At 71.5% G+C, this 17752-nt stretch carries 19 protein-coding genes; 5 read left to right on the top strand and 14 right to left on the bottom strand.

Going from position 1 to position 17752, the window contains the following annotated elements:
- From AB0C25_RS25375 to AB0C25_RS25355, 5 genes are all read right to left on the bottom strand, one after another.
- On the bottom strand, positions 1-408 hold a 408-nt coding region (locus AB0C25_RS25375; protein WP_357376724.1), incomplete at its 3' end, for a hotdog domain-containing protein.
- Positions 405-1154, bottom strand: a complete 750-nt coding sequence (locus AB0C25_RS25370; protein WP_357376723.1) for an OAM dimerization domain-containing protein — start codon at positions 1152-1154, stop codon at positions 405-407. The genes AB0C25_RS25370 and AB0C25_RS25375, both read right to left, overlap by 4 nt.
- A gap of 134 nt (positions 1155-1288) precedes the next feature.
- The gene (locus AB0C25_RS25365) at positions 1289-2845 is read right to left on the bottom strand and encodes a lysine 5,6-aminomutase subunit alpha (RefSeq protein ID WP_357376722.1); all 1557 of its coding nucleotides are present in this window, start codon (positions 2843-2845) and stop codon (positions 1289-1291) included.
- A 70-nt stretch (positions 2846-2915) separates the two neighbouring features.
- Complete coding sequence (locus AB0C25_RS25360) at positions 2916-4481, bottom strand: amidohydrolase family protein (protein WP_357376721.1); 1566 nt, start codon at positions 4479-4481, stop codon at positions 2916-2918.
- 5 nt (positions 4482-4486) lie between these two features.
- Positions 4487-5536, bottom strand: a complete 1050-nt coding sequence (locus AB0C25_RS25355) for a zinc-binding alcohol dehydrogenase (RefSeq protein WP_357376839.1) — start codon at positions 5534-5536, stop codon at positions 4487-4489.
- A gap of 165 nt (positions 5537-5701) precedes the next feature.
- Between AB0C25_RS25355 and AB0C25_RS25350 the strand changes: the two genes are divergently transcribed.
- Positions 5702-7081, top strand: coding sequence for a lysine 2,3-aminomutase (locus AB0C25_RS25350; RefSeq protein WP_357376838.1), 1380 nt, complete (start codon positions 5702-5704; stop codon positions 7079-7081).
- A 6-nt stretch (positions 7082-7087) separates the two neighbouring features.
- Here the strand turns inward: AB0C25_RS25350 and AB0C25_RS25345 are convergent, their stop codons facing one another.
- Positions 7088-7636 carry a helix-turn-helix domain-containing protein gene (locus tag AB0C25_RS25345; protein ID WP_357376720.1) on the bottom strand — a complete coding sequence of 183 codons (549 nt, stop codon included), beginning with the start codon at positions 7634-7636 and terminating at the stop codon, positions 7088-7090.
- 112 nt (positions 7637-7748) lie between these two features.
- Here AB0C25_RS25345 and AB0C25_RS25340 point away from each other — a divergent pair, with 112 nt between their 5' ends.
- A complete protein-coding gene (locus tag AB0C25_RS25340) occupies positions 7749-8693 on the top strand; it encodes an NADP-dependent oxidoreductase (RefSeq protein ID WP_357376719.1) in 945 nt (314 codons plus the stop codon).
- 3 nt (positions 8694-8696) lie between these two features.
- Here the strand turns inward: AB0C25_RS25340 and AB0C25_RS25335 are convergent, their stop codons facing one another.
- The 3 genes from AB0C25_RS25335 to AB0C25_RS25325 all read right to left on the bottom strand — a co-directional run bounded on the left by AB0C25_RS25335 (position 8697) and on the right by AB0C25_RS25325 (position 10396).
- The gene (locus AB0C25_RS25335) at positions 8697-9395 is read right to left on the bottom strand and encodes a polysaccharide deacetylase family protein (RefSeq protein WP_357376718.1); all 699 of its coding nucleotides are present in this window, start codon (positions 9393-9395) and stop codon (positions 8697-8699) included.
- 390 nt (positions 9396-9785) lie between these two features.
- The gene (locus AB0C25_RS25330) at positions 9786-10127 is read right to left on the bottom strand and encodes a YnfA family protein (RefSeq protein WP_357376717.1); all 342 of its coding nucleotides are present in this window, start codon (positions 10125-10127) and stop codon (positions 9786-9788) included.
- A 74-nt stretch (positions 10128-10201) separates the two neighbouring features.
- Complete coding sequence (locus AB0C25_RS25325; protein ID WP_124856785.1) at positions 10202-10396, bottom strand: CsbD family protein; 195 nt, start codon at positions 10394-10396, stop codon at positions 10202-10204.
- A gap of 156 nt (positions 10397-10552) precedes the next feature.
- On the opposite strand from AB0C25_RS25325, the gene AB0C25_RS25320 reads away from it, so the two are divergent.
- The gene (locus AB0C25_RS25320; protein WP_357376716.1) at positions 10553-11164 is read left to right on the top strand and encodes a histidine phosphatase family protein; all 612 of its coding nucleotides are present in this window, start codon (positions 10553-10555) and stop codon (positions 11162-11164) included.
- On the opposite strand, the gene AB0C25_RS25315 is transcribed toward AB0C25_RS25320, so the two are convergent.
- From AB0C25_RS25315 to AB0C25_RS25305, 3 genes are all read right to left on the bottom strand, one after another.
- Entirely contained in the window at positions 11094-11600 is a 507-nt protein-coding gene (locus tag AB0C25_RS25315; RefSeq protein WP_357376715.1) for an Lrp/AsnC family transcriptional regulator, read from the bottom strand. The two genes, AB0C25_RS25320 and AB0C25_RS25315, sit on opposite strands and share 71 nt — an antisense overlap.
- A gap of 97 nt (positions 11601-11697) precedes the next feature.
- Entirely contained in the window at positions 11698-12840 is a 1143-nt protein-coding gene (locus AB0C25_RS25310) for an acyl-CoA dehydrogenase family protein (protein WP_357376714.1), read from the bottom strand.
- Positions 12837-13946, bottom strand: a complete 1110-nt coding sequence (locus tag AB0C25_RS25305; protein WP_357376713.1) for a Xaa-Pro peptidase family protein — start codon at positions 13944-13946, stop codon at positions 12837-12839. Before AB0C25_RS25305 ends, AB0C25_RS25310 begins: the two co-directional genes overlap by 4 nt.
- Before the next feature lie 201 nt (positions 13947-14147).
- Here AB0C25_RS25305 and AB0C25_RS25300 point away from each other — a divergent pair, with 201 nt between their 5' ends.
- The gene (locus AB0C25_RS25300) at positions 14148-15515 is read left to right on the top strand and encodes a glycosyl hydrolase family 18 protein (RefSeq protein ID WP_357376712.1); all 1368 of its coding nucleotides are present in this window, start codon (positions 14148-14150) and stop codon (positions 15513-15515) included.
- A 37-nt stretch (positions 15516-15552) separates the two neighbouring features.
- Here AB0C25_RS25300 and AB0C25_RS25295 read toward each other — a convergent pair whose 3' ends face one another.
- Complete coding sequence (locus AB0C25_RS25295) at positions 15553-16440, bottom strand: winged helix-turn-helix transcriptional regulator (protein WP_357376711.1); 888 nt, start codon at positions 16438-16440, stop codon at positions 15553-15555.
- Positions 16441-16650: 210 nt separating this feature from the next.
- Positions 16651-17295, bottom strand: a complete 645-nt coding sequence (locus tag AB0C25_RS25290; RefSeq protein WP_357376710.1) for a hypothetical protein — start codon at positions 17293-17295, stop codon at positions 16651-16653.
- A gap of 215 nt (positions 17296-17510) precedes the next feature.
- On the opposite strand from AB0C25_RS25290, the gene AB0C25_RS25285 reads away from it, so the two are divergent.
- Positions 17511-17738, top strand: a complete 228-nt coding sequence (locus AB0C25_RS25285) for a hypothetical protein (protein ID WP_357376709.1) — start codon at positions 17511-17513, stop codon at positions 17736-17738.
- Positions 17739-17752: the final 14 nt, after the last annotated feature.

Raw genomic sequence — 17752 nt, 5'->3', positions numbered from 1 at the left:
ACACTCCTCGCGACTCACGGTGCCGGCGGGAACGACCACGGTGCCGGTCGCGGTGACCGCCACGATCGGCGGGTCGAGGACCTCGGCGGCGGACGCGGAGCGCTCCGGTCGGCCCCGGCACACCACCGCGCAGCTCAACTCCAGGGTGCGGCTGCGGGTGCCCACCCGCGACACCTGGGCGGTGACCTCGATGACGTCACCGGCGTGGATGGGCGCGTGGAAGCGCACGTCGGCGTACCCGGCGAACAGACCCTCGTCACCGTCGGTGCGGATACACACCTCCGTGGCGACGTCCCCGAACAACCCGAGGGCGTACGCCCCGTCGACGAGGTTGCCGGCGTAGTGGGCGTGCGAGTACGGCACATACCGCCGGTGCGTCACCGTCAACCCGAGCCGTGCGTCGGTCATGCGTTCGCCTTCCGTTGCGTGATCAGGGCGTGCACGAGGTAGCTGGCCACCTCGCCGGGCGTGGTGCCCCGACCGAAGATCCGGTCCACGCCCAACTCGTCGGTCATCGACTCGTCGAACCGGGGACCACCGACGATCAACAGGGGCCGCCGGCCCGCCGGCATCGCCTCCCGGAACGCCGCCGACATCTCCCGGGTGTTGTGCAGGTGCGCGTCGCGTTGCGTGACGACCTGCGACACGAGCACCGCGTCGGCCTTCTCCACCCGGGCGGCCTCCACCAACTCCGGCACACTCACCTGCGCGCCCAGGTTGGTGACCTTCAACTCCCGGTAGTACTCCAGGCCCTTCTCCCCCGCGATGCCCTTGACGTTGAGGATCGCGTCGATGCCCACGGTGTGCGCGTCGGTGCCGATGCACGCCCCGACCACGGACAGCTTGCGCCGCAACCGCTGCTTGACCATCGTGTTGACCTCCTTCGCCGACAGCAGCGCGAAGTCCCGTTCCACCACCTGCACCGCGTTCAGGTCGACCAGGTGGTTGACCCGCCCGTAGACCACGAAGAACGTGAACCCGTCACCCATCGGCTTGGCGTGCACCACCATCGCCGGGTCGATGCCCATCTTGTTGGCCAACTGCACCGCCGCGCCCTCGGCCCGCTTGTCGTGGACCACCGGCAGGGTGAACGACACCTGCACCATCCCATCCCCGGTGGTGTCCCCGTACGGGCGCACGATCTGCTTGCTCACGCCGCCGCTTCGCGGCGTCGTGAGCGTGGAGCTGCTGTGCTCGCCGGTTCGCTCGCTGCGCTTGCTCACGCCGCCGCTTCGCGGCGTCGTGAGCGCGTGATTGCTGTGCTGGCTGGTTCGCTCGCTGCGCTCGCTCACGCCGCCGCCTCCAGGATGTCGGTGGCCGGATTGCAGTAGTCCGCCTCGTGCGCGGCCACTCCCGCCAGGCCCTTGCCCCGGTCCGCGGGCCGCTTCATGATCCCGAAGGTGCCCTCGGCGATGGCCGTGAGCAACGTCTGCTCCCCGATGCGCTCCAGCAGGTCCAGGGCCTCACCGAGAACCTGGTTGGCGCGACGGCGGATGAACCCACCCGGCGCCGGCACGAAGTCCTCGTGCAGCCCACCGGCCGCGCCCAGCACGTACCGCACGTTCTGCAACGCGATGTCCCGGTCGGACAACCACGGCGTCACCACCGCCTCGGTCATCATCCCCACCAGCAGGATGCCCTGACCGGTCAGCGCGCCCGCCAGGTTGAAGAACCCGTCGAGCAGGTTGCCCCGGAACACGTCACCGGTCATGTGCTTCGTCGGCGGCATCCACTTCAACGGCGCGTCCGGGAACAACTCCCGGGCCAGCAGGGCGTGCGCCAACTCCAGGCGGAACGACTCCGGCACCTCCGGGTTGATCTCGAACGCGTGCCCCAACCCCAACTGCCAGTCCGCCAACCCCGCCTCGTGCGCGAAGAACTCGTTGAGCAACTGCGACACCGTCACCGTGTGCGCCTCGTCGACCGCGTCGGCGGTGGTCAGGTAGTTGTCCTCACCGGTGTTGATGATGATCCCGGCGCGGGCGTGCACCTGCCGGGAGAACCGCTGGTCGACGAACGTGCGCACCGGGTTGATGTCGCGGAACAGGATCCCGTACATCGAGTCGTTCAACATCATGTCGAGGCGTTCCAGCCCGGCCAGGGTCGCCATCTCCGGCATGCACAACCCCGACGCGTAGTTGGTCAACCGCACGTAGCGGCCCACCTCCCTCGACGACTCGTCCAACGCCGCCCGCATCAGCCGGAAGTTCTCCTGCGTCGCGTACGTGCCGGCGAACCCCTCCCGGGTCGCACCCTCGGGCACGTAGTCCAGCAACGACTGCCCGGTGGAGCGGATCACCGCGATCACGTCCGCGCCCGCCCGCGCGGCCGCCTGCGCCTGCGGGATGTCCTCGTAGATGTCCCCGGTGGCCACGATCAGGTAGATCCACGGCCGCTGCTTCGGGTCACCGTGGCGCTTGATCAGCCGGTCCCGCTCGGCGCGCCGCCGGTCGATGCGCCGAATGCCCGCGCCGACGGCCCTGCGCGCCGCCGACCGGGCGGCCGTGGCGGCCCGCCCGGCGGGCAGGTCGAACCGCACCGACCCGGCCGCGGCCTTCTGCGCCAGCAACGTCACGTCGGTGCCGCCCTCGCGGGCCAGCGCGTCGAACACCGGCACCGCGACCCCGTGACCCAACCCGACGTCCGCGGCGACCGCGTCGACGAGCCGGTTCACCCACGGAATTCCGTCCGGGTCCGCACCGGTCACCCCGGCCAACCGCAGCACCGCCCGCTCCACCGACACCGTGGTGTGGCTGCGTGCCAGGTCCACCACCGGCTGCCCGGCCCGACGCGCCAACTCCCGCGCCCGCGCCACCAACACCGGATCAAGATCAAGCTTGCTCATCGACCATCCACTCGTTCCTGTGCTTGCCGCCTCGCGGCGGCGCGAGCGCCCCGCTGCCGTGCTCGCCCGCTCACGACGACCCTTCCTCGTAGACGACCTCACCGCGCAGCACCAGCCGCCGACACACCGGCAACGGCGTCGGGTCGTCCGGACCCCGCACCTCCGGATCCTCGGCCAGCAACACCGGCAGCCCCCGCTGCACCCCCGCCGGCGTCGACCACACCGCGAACGTCGCCGGCGCACCCAACGCGAGGACCCCCTCGACGTCCAGGTGCACCGCCCGCCACCCACCACGGGTGTGCGCGGCGAACGCCGAACGCACACTCATCCGCTGCGTCGGATTGTGGTGCGCCGCCGCCGCCCGCACCGACCCCCACGGATCCAACGGCGTCACCGGAGAATCCGACCCGAACGCCAACGCCACACCCACCGAGTGCATCGCACCCATCGGGTTCGACTCCAACGACCGGTCCAACCCCAACCGCGACTCGTACATCCGGCCCGCGCCGCCCCACAACCTGTCGAACGCCGGCTGCATGCTCGCCACCACCCCGAACTCCACGAACCGCGCGATCAACCGCTTGTTCATGATCTCCGCGTGCTCGATGCGGTGCCGGGCCGCGCGCAGCCGCTCCACACCCAGCGTCGTCGCCGCCGCCGCGAACCCGTCCAGCACCGTGCCGATCGCCGCGTCACCGATCGCGTGGAACCCACCCTGCACGCCGTGCGCCGCACAGTCCAACAGGTGATCACGCACCTGCTCGGTCGTCAGGTACCCGTGCCCACACCCGGCACCGTCGCCGTACTCCTGCGACAGATGCGCCGTCCGCGAGCCCAACGCGCCATCGGCGAACAGGTCACCACCGGCGCCCACCGCACCCAACTCCCGGGCCCGCGCCGCCCCACCCAACTCACCCCAGTACCCGTACACCTCCGGCAACCCCGCACCCGAGATGCCCAACAGGCCGGTGAAGTCCTCCTCGTCGGAGATCTCCGGCCCACCACACTCGTGCACCGCCGCGATCCCCAACGACGCCGCGTGCGACAGGGCCACCCGCTGCGCGGCGACCCGCTGCGCCCGACTCACCGACCCCTGCGCCGCCGCCCGCACCACGTGGTGCGCGTCGCGACGCAACCAGCCCGACGCGTCGTAACCGACCGCCCCGACCACCTCCGGGCACGCCGCCAGCATCGCCGACGACACCAACGCCGAATGCAGCGAAGCCTGCGACAGATACACCCGCCGTCCACCAGCCGCCCGGCCCACCGCCGCCGCGTCCGGCAACGTCACATCCGACCAGCCCGACTCGTCCCAACCGTGGCCCAGCACCACCGCGTCCGCCGGCAGACCCGCCGCGAACCCGGCCACCGCGTCCAGCAACTGCCCCGCCGACCGCACCCCGGCCACATCCAGCCCGGCCAACGCCAACCCGGTGTCCGTGGCGTGCACGTGCGCGTCCACGAACGCCGGCGTCACCAGCGCCCCACCCAGATCCACCACCCGGTCGGCCGGCGGCGCGTCACCGTCGGTCCCCAACCAGGTGATCCGCCCACCGGACACCAGCAGCGCGGTGGCGCTCGGGTCGGCAGGGCAGTGCAGCACACCGCCGCGGTACAACGTCGAGGGGTTCGTCATGACTCTCAGTCTGCCGCGATCCGCGCCGCAAACAGCTGACGCACCCCCGGCTCGGCCCGCAACAGACCCAGCGCCAACTCCGCGTGCCCCGGCACGTACCCGTTGCCCACCAGCATCGTCAAGTCCGCCGCCAACCCCTCGGCGCCCAACGCCGCCGCGGAGAAGCTCGTCGCCATCGAGAAAAAGATCACCGTGCCGCCGTCCGCGGTGGCCAACACCGCCCCGTGCTCACACCCCGGCACGTCCACGCACACCACCGTGACGTCCGCCGGCGCCCCCAGGGCCGTGGTCACCGCCGTGGACAACCCCACCGGGTCCCGCGCGTCGGCCAACGCCACCACCGACGCCAGGCCGGCGGCCGTCAGCGCGTCGCGCTCCGCCGCCACCGGCACCACCCCGACGGTACGCGCGGCACCGGCCCGCCGCGCCGCAGCGAGCGACAGCGACCCACTCTTGCCCGCCCCACCGATCACCGCGACCCGCACCGGCGTCGGGTCACCGAGGCGACCGCGCTCCTCGACGTAGCGCGACACCACCCGGGCGGTCAGCGCGGGCGCCCCGCACACGTCCAGCACCGCCAGGGACAACTGCGGATCCTCGTCGTCGGGCAGCACCGCGGCGATGGACCGCGCGAACAGGATCGCCCACCCGTCACAGGGCACCTGCTCGCTGCGCCCGTCCCAGCGGGCCAACCCGTCGGTGATCACCAGGGGCGTCAGCGTCAACGACACCAGGGTCGCGACCCGCTCCCCCGCCCGGAGCCCGAGCGGGGAGCGCCGGCCGGCCTCCTCGACCGTGCCGATCAGCATGCCGCCGGACCCGGTCACCGGATTCTGCATCTTCCCCCGGGTGGAGATGATCTCCAGCACCTCGGCGCGGACCGCGTCGCCGTCTCCACCGTGCTTCTCCGACAACTGCCGGAAGCTCGCCGCGTCCAGGTTGAGCCGCTGCACCCGGATCCGCACCTCGTTCGGCCCGATCGCCGCCGACGCGTCCAGGCGCCACGCCGCCTGCGGCAGCACCCCCGCCGGTTGCACGACACGGTGCAAGCCCACCGGTGACGTCACGCCAACCTCCCCCAGCCGCCGCCCGAAGCCTCCGGTCAAGGCTCGCGTAACGGGAAAACTTACGGCAGACTAGTTTCTGCACCGAATATTTTCCAGTAGCCTTCGGGCCTTGCTGATCAGCCGCAACACCGAGGAGGGGCCGTGACCCAGACCATGCCGCACCCCCGTCACGTCCCGGTCGCCGTACCGACCGCCGGGCAGCCCTACGAATACCACCGCCGCCCCCTGGTCGAACCGGACTGGACCCGCTTCCCCGGCTGGCGCCACATCACCCGCGACCAGTGGGAATCCGCCCAGTGGCAACGCGTCAACTGCGTCAAGAACACCAAGCAGCTCCGCGCCGTCTTCGGTGACCTCATCGACGACACCTTCTACGCCGACCTCGAGGCCGACCAGCAGGCCACGGCCACCATGTCCATGCTGGTGCCACCCCAAATGATCAACACGATGGTGCCGTTCGCGACCCCCACCACCGAGGCGCTGCTCGCCGACCCCATCCGCCGCTACATGATCCCGGTCGCCTCCGACCGACGCACCGACTGGCCCTCACACCCCTACGCCAGCCGCGACAGCCTCCACGAGCACGACATGTGGGTCGCCGAAGGCCTCACCCACCGCTACCCCACCAAGGTCCTCGCCGAACTGCTCTCCACCTGCCCCCAGTACTGCGGACACTGCACCCGCATGGACCTCGTCGGCAACTCCACCCCCGCCGTCGACAAACTGAAACTCACCCTCAAACCCGTCGACCGCTACGACGCCCACATCGCCTACCTCAAGGCCCACCCCGGCGTCCGCGACGTGGTCGTCTCCGGCGGCGACGTCGCCAACGTCCCCTGGCGCAACCTCGAGTCGTACCTCATGCGCCTGCTGGAACTGGAAACGGTCCGCGACATCCGGCTCGCCACCAAGGCCCTCATGGGCCTCCCCCAGCACTGGCTGCAACCCGATGTCGTCGAGGGCCTGGAGCGCGTCGCCCGCACCGCCGCCCGCCGCGGCGTCAACCTCGCCATCCACACCCACGTCAACCACGCCCAGTCGCTCACCCCACTGGTCGCCAAGGCCGCCCAGACCGCCCTCGACGTCGGCGTCCGCGACGTCCGCAACCAGGGCGTCCTCATGCGCGGCGTCAACGCCACCACCCCGGAACTACTCGACCTCTGCTTCGCCCTCCAAGGCGAAGCAGGGATCCTGCCGTACTACTTCTACATGTGCGACATGATCCCCAACGCCGAACACTGGCGGGTCCCGGTCTGGCACGCCCAGCAACTCCAACACGACATCATGGGCTACCTCCCCGGCTACGCCACCCCCCGCATCGTCTGCGACGTCCCCTTCGTCGGCAAACGCTGGGTGCACATGCTCACCGACTACGACCGCGAACGCGGCATCTCCTACTGGACCAAGAACTACCGCACCTCCATCGAATCCGCCGACCTGGAGGCGCTCAACAAGCGCTACGCCTACTACGACCCGATCGACACCCTCCCGGCCGACGGCCAGCAGTGGTGGACCGAGCACCGCGACGACTGACCACCGTCAGGCACGGATACCGGCGACGACGAGGTCCGCCACCAGACCGATCACCCGGACGCTCGTCGTCGCCGGCAACCGCCGTAGCGACGCGATGGCCAGCAGACCGGCCCGGACATCGTCCGCGCCGACGCCGTCGCGCAGCACACCCGCGGCCCGCGCCCGCACCACCAGCACGTTCAACGCCTGCGCGTGTTCCCGCCGCTCCTTCTGAAACGCCGCACCCAACTCACCCGGCCCCAACAGCACCTCGTTGAGCTCCCGGTCATGGATCTGCCGCTCAGCGAACTCGCGCACCACGCCGGACAACGCCCGCCACGGGTCCGGGTCATCGAGCGCGCGGCGCATCCGCACACCGCAGTCGTCCACCCGCTCGGCCAGGACCGCCGCCACCAACTCCGTACGCGTCGGGAAGTGCCGGTACAGGGTCGCCACACCAACCCCCGCCCGTCGCGCCACCTCCCGCATGGGCACCTCAAGCCCCGCCGACGCGAACGCCTCCCGAGCCGCCGCCATCACCCGATCACGGTTGAACCGGGCATCAGCACGCCGCATCTGAGACATCCCCGACTCGCCCCACTCTCACTTGACCACACAGCGGAACAGCTGCTCCGTTTCCGGCCTACGGTACGACTACCACCATGTCAACCAGGCAGAGGAGCCCTAGATGTTCGCCGTGCAGTACGACCAGTTCGGCGGTCCCGACGTACTCCACCTCGGCACCACCGACGCGCCACAGCCGCGGACCGACCAGATCCGCATCCGCGTCCGGGCCGCCGGCATCTCCCCCGTCGACGTCGGCCTCCGCTCCGGCCGCACCCCGATGAGCGCCCGGCTACCGTTGCCACACATCCCCGGCGTCGACGCGGCCGGAACCGTCGACGAGATCGGCGACGACGTCGACGGCGTGACCGTCGGCGACCACGTCTTCGGCATCGTCGAACTGGCCAGGCTCGGCGGCGCCAGTGCACAGTTCGCGGTACTCCAGCTCTGGTCGCACAAGCCCACCGCCATGCCGTGGGCCCAGGCGGGCGCCGCGGGCACCAGCATCGAGACCGCCACCCGGGCCCTCGACCTGCTGGACCTGCGGCCCGGCATGACGCTCCTCGTCGACGGCGCCGCCGGCGGTGTCGGCAGCATCGCCGTCCAACTCGCCGCCGCCCGTGGCGTCCACGTCATCGGCACCGCCCGCGCCGAGAACCACGACTTCCTCCGCCAGCTCGGGGCGACACCGGTCACCTACGGTCCCGACCTCACCAACCGCCTCGACGCCCTGGGCGTGACCCGGATCGACCGCGCCCTCGACGTCGCCGGCGCCGGGTCCCTGACCGAACTGCTCCGCCTCACCGACGACCCCACAGCAGTGCTCACCCTTGCCGACTTCACCGCCCCCACACACGGCGTACGCCTGTCCATGGGCCAACTGGCCGGTGAGCCCGACGGCCGGCACGGCCTGAGCGCCGCCGCCGAGCTGTTCACCGAGGACCGGTTCAGGGTGCCGATCGAGGCGACCTTCCCCCTGGAGAAGGCGGCCGACGCACACCAGACGGCCGAGCACGGGTCCCGCCGCGGAAAGATCGTCCTGACCATCGACGACGTACCGGAAAGCTGAGCCTCAGCCCTTCGCCAGCACCTCGGACAACGGCGCCGGCACCAGCCCGCGCTCCCGCAACCCGGCCAGGATGTGCGGCAACGCCTCATCGGTCATCGCCGCGTTCGCCTCGGTCACGTGCATGATCACCACCGACCCGGGGCGGACCTTGTCCAACACCGCCCGCACCAACGGCTTCCACGCCGTCGCGAACGGATCACCGCTGACCACGTCCCCGTCGACGACCGTCACACCCAGCGGCGCCAGGGCATCCAGCGTCGCCGCGTCGTGGCACAACCCCGGAAAACGGAAGTACCGGGTCTGCCGACCCCCGTACGGCTTGATCACCTCGAACGTCTTCGCCACATCCCCGGCCAACTTGTCCACCGGCAGCGAGGGCAGGTCGTAACAGTCAGCGGTGAACGCCGCGTGCCCGTAGGTGTGGTTGGCCAACTCGAAGCGCGGATTGCCGGCGATCCGTCGCGTCACGTCCGGATACCGCTGCACCCACTTGCCGGTCAGAAAGAACGTCGCCGGCACCTGATCCCGCTCCAGCAGATCGAGGATGCGCAGGTTCGCGTACGACGTCACCCGGCCGGCCCGCAGGCTGGCCAGCATCCCGTCGGTCATGTCCGCGTCGAAGGTCAACGCGACCTTGTCGCCCGTACGCGGCCCGTGATCGACCACCTGCGCCCTGGTCCCCACCCGCGTCGCCCCAGGCACCGTTGGAACTGTCGGAACCGTCGGTGCTGGAGCGGTGCTGGCGCTGGCCGACGAACCGACGAAGACCGGCCCGTCCGGCGGCGGCACGCGTGAAGCCGTGCAGGCGGCGCTGCCGACGACGACCACCGCAACAAGGACGCCACCCAACGGGCGAATCCAAGATCGAATCACACAGCAGATCATCGCAGAAGTGAACGATGCTCACTGTCCCCCAGCACCGCCCCGAGCCGCCGAACTACCGTACCGTCGCGTCGCCGCTGATCCCGGGTTTCTTGATACCGCGCTGTCCCACCCGCCCGGACATCCCGACATCAAGAAACCCGAGTGGATCACCCAACCAGCGGGCTATCGCCGAGCCCTCAGCGGGCTACGCCGAGCTGCTGCGGGCTGCTACGCCGGGCCACCACGGGGGGCGTACATGATGACCGCCACGCCGAGCAGGCAGAGCGCCGCACCGGCCAGGTCCCACCGGTCCGGACGGAAACCGTCGACCACCATCGCCCAACCCAACGAGCCGGCCACGAACACCCCGCCGTACGCGGCCAGGATCCGGCCGAAGTTCGCGTCCGGCTGGAACGTGGCGACGAAGCCGTAACAGCCCAGCGCGACGACGCCGGCCGCGATCCACCACAGCCCGCGCTGCTCCCGCCAGCCCTGCCAGATCAGCCAGGCGCCGCCGATCTCGGCCACCGCGGCCAGCGCGAACAACACCAGGGAACGCAGTACGGTCACCGGCCGACATTAACCGCAGCACACGACGGGTCCCCGGGCGGCCATGCCGCCCGGGGACCCGTGGACCGCTCAGGTCACTTCGTGAAGGAGTCCTTCATGTTGCGACCCGCGTCCTTGACGTTCTGACCGGCCTGCTTGGCGCGCGCGTCGCTCTCCTGGCTGGCGCCCTCGCCACGCATCCGCTCGTTGTCGGTCATGTCGCCGACGCGCTCACGTGCTGCGCCGGCCATCTGCTCGACCTTGTTCTTGGCCTTCTCGGTGAAGCTCATCGCGCCTCCTCGGTCTGGCGGTTGTCCTCGCTCGCTTGCCCGGTCTCCGGGTGCCGAAACCGGTGGTGCCGGTCGGCACACCCGCTAAGGCATCCTAGGAAGATAGGTTGAGGGAGGGCCGCCTGTCGGCAACGGCCGCGATGGTTAACTGGCCGTATGGGAGAGCTCCTGCTGATCCGGCACGGCGAGACCACCTGGAGCGCCAGCCTCCGGCACACCTCGTACACCGACCTCGAGCTGACTCCCGACGGCGAGCGGCAGGCCCGTACCCTCGCCGCGTTCCTCGCCGGCCGGCGGTTCGCGACAGTGCTGGCCAGCCCCCGCGCCCGGGCGCTGCGCACCGCGCAGTTGGCCGGGCTCACCGTCGACGGGGTCGACGAGGACCTCAGCGAGTGGAACTACGGCGAGTACGAGGGCCGCACCACCGTCGACATCCACGCCGACGACCCGCACTGGAACATCTGGACCGACGGCTGCCCCGGCGGAGAGTCACCCGCGCAGGTGGGCGAACGGCTCGGCCGGGTGCTCGCGCGGGTCACCCCACTGCTCGACCGGGGCACCGTCGCGCTTATCGGCCACGCGCACAGCCTGCGCGTCCTCGGCGCCCGCTGGATCGGCCTGCCCCCGTCCGCCGGCGGACGACTGCGCCTGGAAACCGCCACGGTCAGCGCGCTCGGTCACGAGCACGGCCGGCAGGTCATCCTGCGGTGGAACCAGCCGGCTCCTCCGGCGCCCGGGACCGCGACCGACTCGCTACCGCAGCGGTGACCTTCGGCGGGCGATTCTCGTACGGGGTGGACAACACCACGGTCGTCCGGGTCGTCACGTTCGCCGACGTGCGGATCTCCTGCAGCAACCGCTCCAGGTCGGTGGGGCTGGCCACCCGCACCAACAACATGTAGAAGTCCTCCCCCGCCACCGAGTAGCAGGAGTCGATCTCGGGCAGGTGCGCGAGACGCTCCGGCGCGTCGTCCGGCTGCGACGGGTCGAACGGGCGGATCGCCACGAACGCCGTCAGCGGCAGGTCCAGCGCCTCGAACGACACCCGCGCGGCGTACCCCTTGATCACCCCACGCTGCTCCAGCCGGCGCACCCGCTGGTGCACGGCGGACACCGACAACCCCACCTTCTCGGCCAGGTCGGTGTACGACAGTCGGCCGTCGGCGGTCAGCGCGGCGACGATGGCGCGGTCGATCTCCTCCACGGCGTGCAACCTACCGGGAAAACCGCCGCACGGCGACGCGGCACCCGAGCGGCGGGCCGCGGCAGATTCGCCGTGGCCCCACCAGCCCGCGTCGACCTCAGCCCTGGGCGAGGGCCCGGGAGATCACCAGGCGCTGGATCTGGTTGGTGCCCTCCACGATCTGCAGCACCTTGGCCTCACGCATGTACCGCTCCACCGGGTGATCGGCCACGTAGCCGGCGCCGCCGAGCACCTGCACGGCGTCGGTGGTCACCCGCATCGCCATGTCGGTGGCGAAGAGCTTCGCCTTGGCCGCCTCGATCGCGTACGGGCGGCCGGCGTCACGCAGCCGGGCCGCGGCGAGGGTCAACGCGCGGGCGGCGGAGATCTGGGTGGCCGCGTCGGCGAGGAGAAAGCCGAGGCCCTGGAAGTCGATGATGGACCGGCCGAACTGCTGCCGCTCCCGGGCGTAGGACACCGCGTAGTCCAGCGCCGCCTGGGCCAGCCCGACCGCGCAGGCGGCGATGCCCAGGCGACCGGAGTCGAGCGCGGACATGGCGATGGTGAAGCCGGCGCCCTCGCCGCCGATCAGCCGGTCGGCCGGCACCCGCGCCTCGTCGAAGACGATCTGCGCCACCGGCGAGGCGCGCAGCCCCATCGTCCGCTCGGCCGCCTGCGGGCTGATGCCGGCCGTGCCCGCGTCGGCGAGCAGGCAGGAGATCCCCTTCGGCCCGGATCCTCCGGTGCGGCAGAAGATGTTGTAGAAGTCGGCGCTCCCCGCGTGGGTGATCCACGCCTTCGTGCCGGACACCAGGTACGCGTCCCCGTCGCGAACCGCCCGGGTGCTCAGCGCGGCCGCGTCCGAGCCACCCTGCGGCTCGGAGAGGCAGTACGCGCCCAGCAGCTCGCCGCCGATCATGTCCGGCAGCAGCTTGCGCTGCTCGTCGGTGCCGAACGCGAACACCGGGTAACAGGACAGGGTGTGCACGCTGACCGCCTCGGCGACCGCGAGCCAGCGGCTGGCCAGGATCTCCAGCACCTGCAGGTACACCTCGTAGGGCTGGGCCGCTCCGCCGTACTCCTCGGGGTAGGGCAGGCCGAGCAGGCCGGCTCGGCCCAGGGTCCGGAGCACGCCGCGGGGGAATTCGGCGCGCTCCTCGAAGGCGGTGGCGTTCGGCGCGAGCTCGCGGTCGGCGAGCTCGGTGGCGAGACCCAGCAGGTCGTGGGCCTCGTCGGTGGGGAGGATCCGGTCGACAGTCATAGCGCGATGAGCTCCGTGGGGGTGGTGTTGAGCCGTTGCACGCCGTCTGTGGTGCAGACGACGATGTCCTCGATGCGGGCGCCGTGTCGGCCCGCCAGGTAGATGCCCGGCTCGATGGAGAACGCCATCGCCGCCTCGATCGGGCGGTCGTTGCCCGCCACCAGGTAGGGCTCCTCGTGACCGTCGAGACCGATGCCGTGGCCGGTGCGGTGCAGGAACGCGCGGCCGTAGCCGGCGGCGGCGATCGGGTCCCGGGCCGCGGCGTCGGCCGCCGTCGCGGTGATCCCGGGTCGCACCGCGGCGACCGCGGCGCGCTGGGCGTCCTGCAGCACCGCGTAGTAGTCCAGGAAGTCCGCCGGCGCCGGCCCGCCCACCACGTAGGTGCGGGTGCAGTCCGAGCGGTATCCCGAGGCCATCGTGCCGCCGATGTCGACCACCACGGGCTCTCCGACGCCGATCGGCCGATCCGAGGTGCCGTGGTGCGGGCTGGCGCCGTTCGGGCCGGCGGCCACGATGACGAAGTCGACCCGGACGTGTCCGGCGGCCCGGATCGCCGCGGCGATGTCCGCGGCGACCTCGGCCTCGGTGCGCCCGGGGCGCAGCCACTGCCCCATCCGCAGGTGCACCTCGTCGATCGCCGCGCCGGCCTCGGCGAGCGCCGCCACCTCCGCCGGGGACTTGCGCACGCGCAGCTCGCCCAGCACCTCCCCGGCGAGGCGTTGCGCGGCACCGGGCAGGGCGGCGCGCAACGCGAGGACCTGCTCGGCCCACATCCGGTCGGCCAGCCCCACCGCCGCCGGCGGGCCGTCGAGGGCGGCGACGACAAGCGGGTACGGGTCGGTGCCGTCGAGGTGGTCGACGATGCGGACGCCGGTGGCCGGCGCCGCCTCGGCCGCCGGACGTTCCAGCGTGGGCACGATGAGGGTCGGCTCGCCCTGGGCGGGCAGCACCAGACAGGTCAGCCGCTCCCCCGCGTGGGCGTCGTAGCCGGTCAGGTACCGCAGGTCGGAACCGGGGGTGAGCAGCAGGGCGTCCAGCCCCGCAGCGGCGGTGGCGCGCTGCGCGGCGATCAGCCGATCCGGCGGGTACAGCTCGTCGAGTCCCACCCCATCAGCTTAACGGTCGTTTGGGTAAACCCCCATATTGGCACCAGTGCCGGGGAAATCCACAGATGTTGATTGACGCGGACAGTTAACACTCTTTAAGATTTGGCTGCCTCGAGGCCCACCCGATCCTGCGTCCCGCACCACCCGCCCGCGACAACCCGCGTGGGCGGGTGTCGTCCCCCGCCCACGGGAAGGCCCCCGATGTCCTCACCACTGCGCCGCGCCCTCGCCGCCGGCCTCCTCGCGCTGGCCACCGCCGGCGCCACCCTCACCGTCACCTCCACCGCCGCGCAGGCCGTGGTGCTGCCGAACAACTTCAAGAGCGTCGGCTACATGCCCTCCTGGGCTGGCAACATCAACACCATCCAGTACAACAAGCTCACCCACATCAACTACGCCTTCATCCTGCCCAACGCCGACGGCAGCCTGCAGGGAGTCGACGGGGGCCGGCTCTCCTCGCTGGTCTCGCAGGGGCACGCCAACAACGTCAAGGTCTCGATCGCGGTCGGCGGCTGGAACGACGGCAACGACTCGGCCTTCGAAGCCCTGGCGGCCAACTCCGGCAGCCGGACCAACTTCGTCAACAACCTGGTCAACCTCGTCAACCAGTACAACCTCGACGGCGTCGACATGGACTGGGAGTACCCCGACCCGGGCGCCTCGGCCAACAACTACACGGCGCTCATGACGCAGCTCGGCAGCGCCATGCACAGCCGGGGCAAGCTGCTCACCGCCGCCGTGGTCTCCGAGGGCGGCAGCGTGCAGGGCGTGCAGACCGCAGTCTTCAACCAGGTCGACTGGCTCAACATCATGGCGTACGACGGCGGCAGCCCCCACGCCAACTACGACTGGTCGATCAACAGCATCAACCTGTGGAAGGCGCGTGGCCTGCCGGCCAGCAAGGCGGTGCTCGGCATCCCCTTCTACAGTCGCCCGGTGTACTACAACTACTCGTACATCGTCGGCCTGGACCCAGCGAACGCCAACCGGGACTGCGCCACCATCGGCGGGTCGCAGCAGTGCTGGAACGGCATCCCGACGGTCAAGCGCAAGACGCAGTGGGCGCTGGCCAACGCCGGCGGCGTGATGAACTGGGAGCTGAGCCAGGACACCAGCGGCTCGACCTCACTGCTCAGCGCCATGTACGACACCATCATGGGCGGCACCACCCCGCCGCCGACCGGGCGTACCGGCCGGATCACCGGCCTCGGCGGCAAGTGCGTCGACGTGGCGGCGGCCAGCACCGCCAACGGCGCCGCCATCCAGCTCTACGGCTGCAACGGCACCAACGCCCAGACCTGGACGGTGGCCAGCGACAGCACGCTGCGCGCCCTCGGTAAGTGCGCCGACATCGCCAGCGGTTCCACCGCCAACGGCGCGAAGGTCCAGCTCTGGGAGTGCAACGGCAGCGGCGCCCAGGTGTGGCAGGCGCAGTCCAACGGCACCCTGCGCAACCCGCAGTCGAACAAGTGCCTGGACGTCACGGACAACAGCTCCGCCGACGGCACCCGGCTGCAGATCTGGGACTGCTTCGCCGGCGCCAACCAGCGCTGGACGCTCCCGGCCTGACCGGCATGGTCCGCGGTCCCCGGTCGGCGCCCAAGCGTCAGCCGGGGACCGCCGCGTGCTCCCGGGCCAGGGTGAGCATCTCCTGCACCGAGCCGGCCGGGTCGGTGACCGGGAACTGCACGGCGCGCACCACCGCCGACGGGTCGACGAGCAGCGTCAGCCGCTTCAACCGGGTCACCCCGCCGGCCCGGAAGACCGGCAGCAGCAGGCCCGCGGCCAGGCGGCCATCCTCGTCGGACAGCAGCGGAAACGGCAGTTCGGCGTACGCGGCGAAGTCGGCGAGCTGGTCCGGTCGCTGGGTGCTGATCCCGTGCACCCGCACCCCGGCGGCCTGGAAGTCCGAGTGACGCGTGGCGTACGTGCGCGACTCCAGGGTGCAGCCCCGGGCGCCGGGGATCTCCCCCCAGCCCGGCGGATAGCCGGGCGTTCCCGGCGCGTACGCCCCAGGGAAGAGGTAGAGGACCGCCCAGGTGCCCATCGTGGCCAACGCGACCGGCCGACCGTCGGGACCGGGCAGGGCGACCTCGGGCAGTCGCCGCCCGACCAGGTGGTGCGCCCGGTGCGCCTCGGCGGAGTCGGCGTCGGCAGTCGCGGTCAGATCGCCGTCACCCATGAGGTGCCTCGTTCCCCAGTCCTGTAGGGCGATCAGCACCGGAAGCAGCCCCTCGCCCCGAGCGGTGAGCAGGTAGTCGTACCGCGGTGGGTGCCGCGAGTAGGACCGACGCTCGAGCACCCCGTGCTGCACCAGGGCGGCGAGGCGTTCGGTCAGCGCCCGCCGGCTGACGCCCAGCTCGCGTTGCAGCGCGTCGAAGCGGGTCGTTCCCCCGGCGACGTCGCGCACGATGAGGAACGTCCACCAGTCCCCCAGCACGCCGAGCGCCTGCGCGATGCCGCAGTCCGCATCGGCGAGATCCTCTCGCCGCACCCGTTACCTCCGTCGGTCCCCACCGACTATAGTGCGTTCCAGATTGGAACGCACCAGTCCGACGAACGGGGGCCGACGACGTGCGCGTCGACGATCGGGCCGGAATCTTCTGGCGCTGGTGGACCGCCGGCACGACCAGCATGGTCGTGCCGGCGGTCGGCACGGTGGCCCTGCCACTGACCGCGCTCACGAGGGCTTTGTCGCTGCGGATCAGCCCGCGCGCGACGCCGCCATCCGCAACGCGGTCGCGGAGTCCGGCGGGCCGAGCACGATCCACGAGCCGTCCACGAAGAGCAGGGCGAGACGCCCGATCATGCCGCCGGGCAGCGCGTCGAGGCGGACCAACGACTCCAGGCCCACCTGCCAGGCCACCTCCAGTGGCACGTCGCGGTCCACCGGGCCGGGCCCCTGCCAGGCCGCCCGCACCTGGCTGGCCGCCGCCGACAGGCGATCCCGCAGACCGCCAGCGGCGGGTACCCGCGTCCCGACCGGTCGCGCGCGGCGGAGCACCAACACCCGGCGGTGTGTCAACGCCAGCACCCGCACCACGCTGGGCTCGGGCAACTGCTCGTCCAGCCCGACCCCCAACGAACCCGGCGGACCGCCGAGCACCCCGTTGCGGGCCGCCTCGTACCACTCCACCTCCGGCCCGGTGGATGCGGTCACCCCGACGGCATCCCCGGCCAGCCCCTCCGCCACCCGCAGCGGGTTGAACGCGGCACGGAACACCTCCCCCGCCGACCGGCGGCCCGGGACGCGGCCGACCCAGCACGCCTCCCGCAGGGTCTCGCCCGGCGCCAACACGGCTCGCACCTGAGTGAGCAGCTCTGCTCGGCGCGCCGCCGGCTCGTCCATCGACCCTCCCCGCGTCACGGCACCCGGCCGGCTTCCGGGTCCGTCCTGACGCGGCTGCGCGACGAGCGTACCGATGACGATCCGACCTGGCTGCCCCGCCGCGACGGCCTGGCCGGGCCACCCACAGGCACCATGATTTCCCGTTCGAACGGGCGGACGGGGCCATAGCCTGGATCCGGGATGCCCGCGCGGGCGTCCCCGGCCGGGAGGATCGCGTGGCACCGAAAGAGCAGGACCGGGAAGCGACCCGCCGACGCCGTCAATTGTGGGCGGGGGTGCTCGCGCTCGTCGGGCTGGTCCTGCTGATCATCGGTGTCACCGTGGCCGACGGCGTCGCAGCCTGGGTCGAGGTGCTTGTCGCGATCCTGCTGCTGGTGACCAGTTACGTCGTGCAGCACGTGGCCCGACGCGCGACCGTCTACCGGCACGACGAGCGGCGCTGACACCCGCCGACGGC

The sequence above is a fragment of the Micromonospora sp. NPDC048839 genome (assembly GCF_040649915.1).
In the GTDB taxonomy this organism is placed as follows: domain Bacteria; phylum Actinomycetota; class Actinomycetes; order Mycobacteriales; family Micromonosporaceae; genus Micromonospora.
Note: the sequence above shows the minus strand (reverse complement) of the source record. Positions and strands in the feature narration are given on the sequence as shown.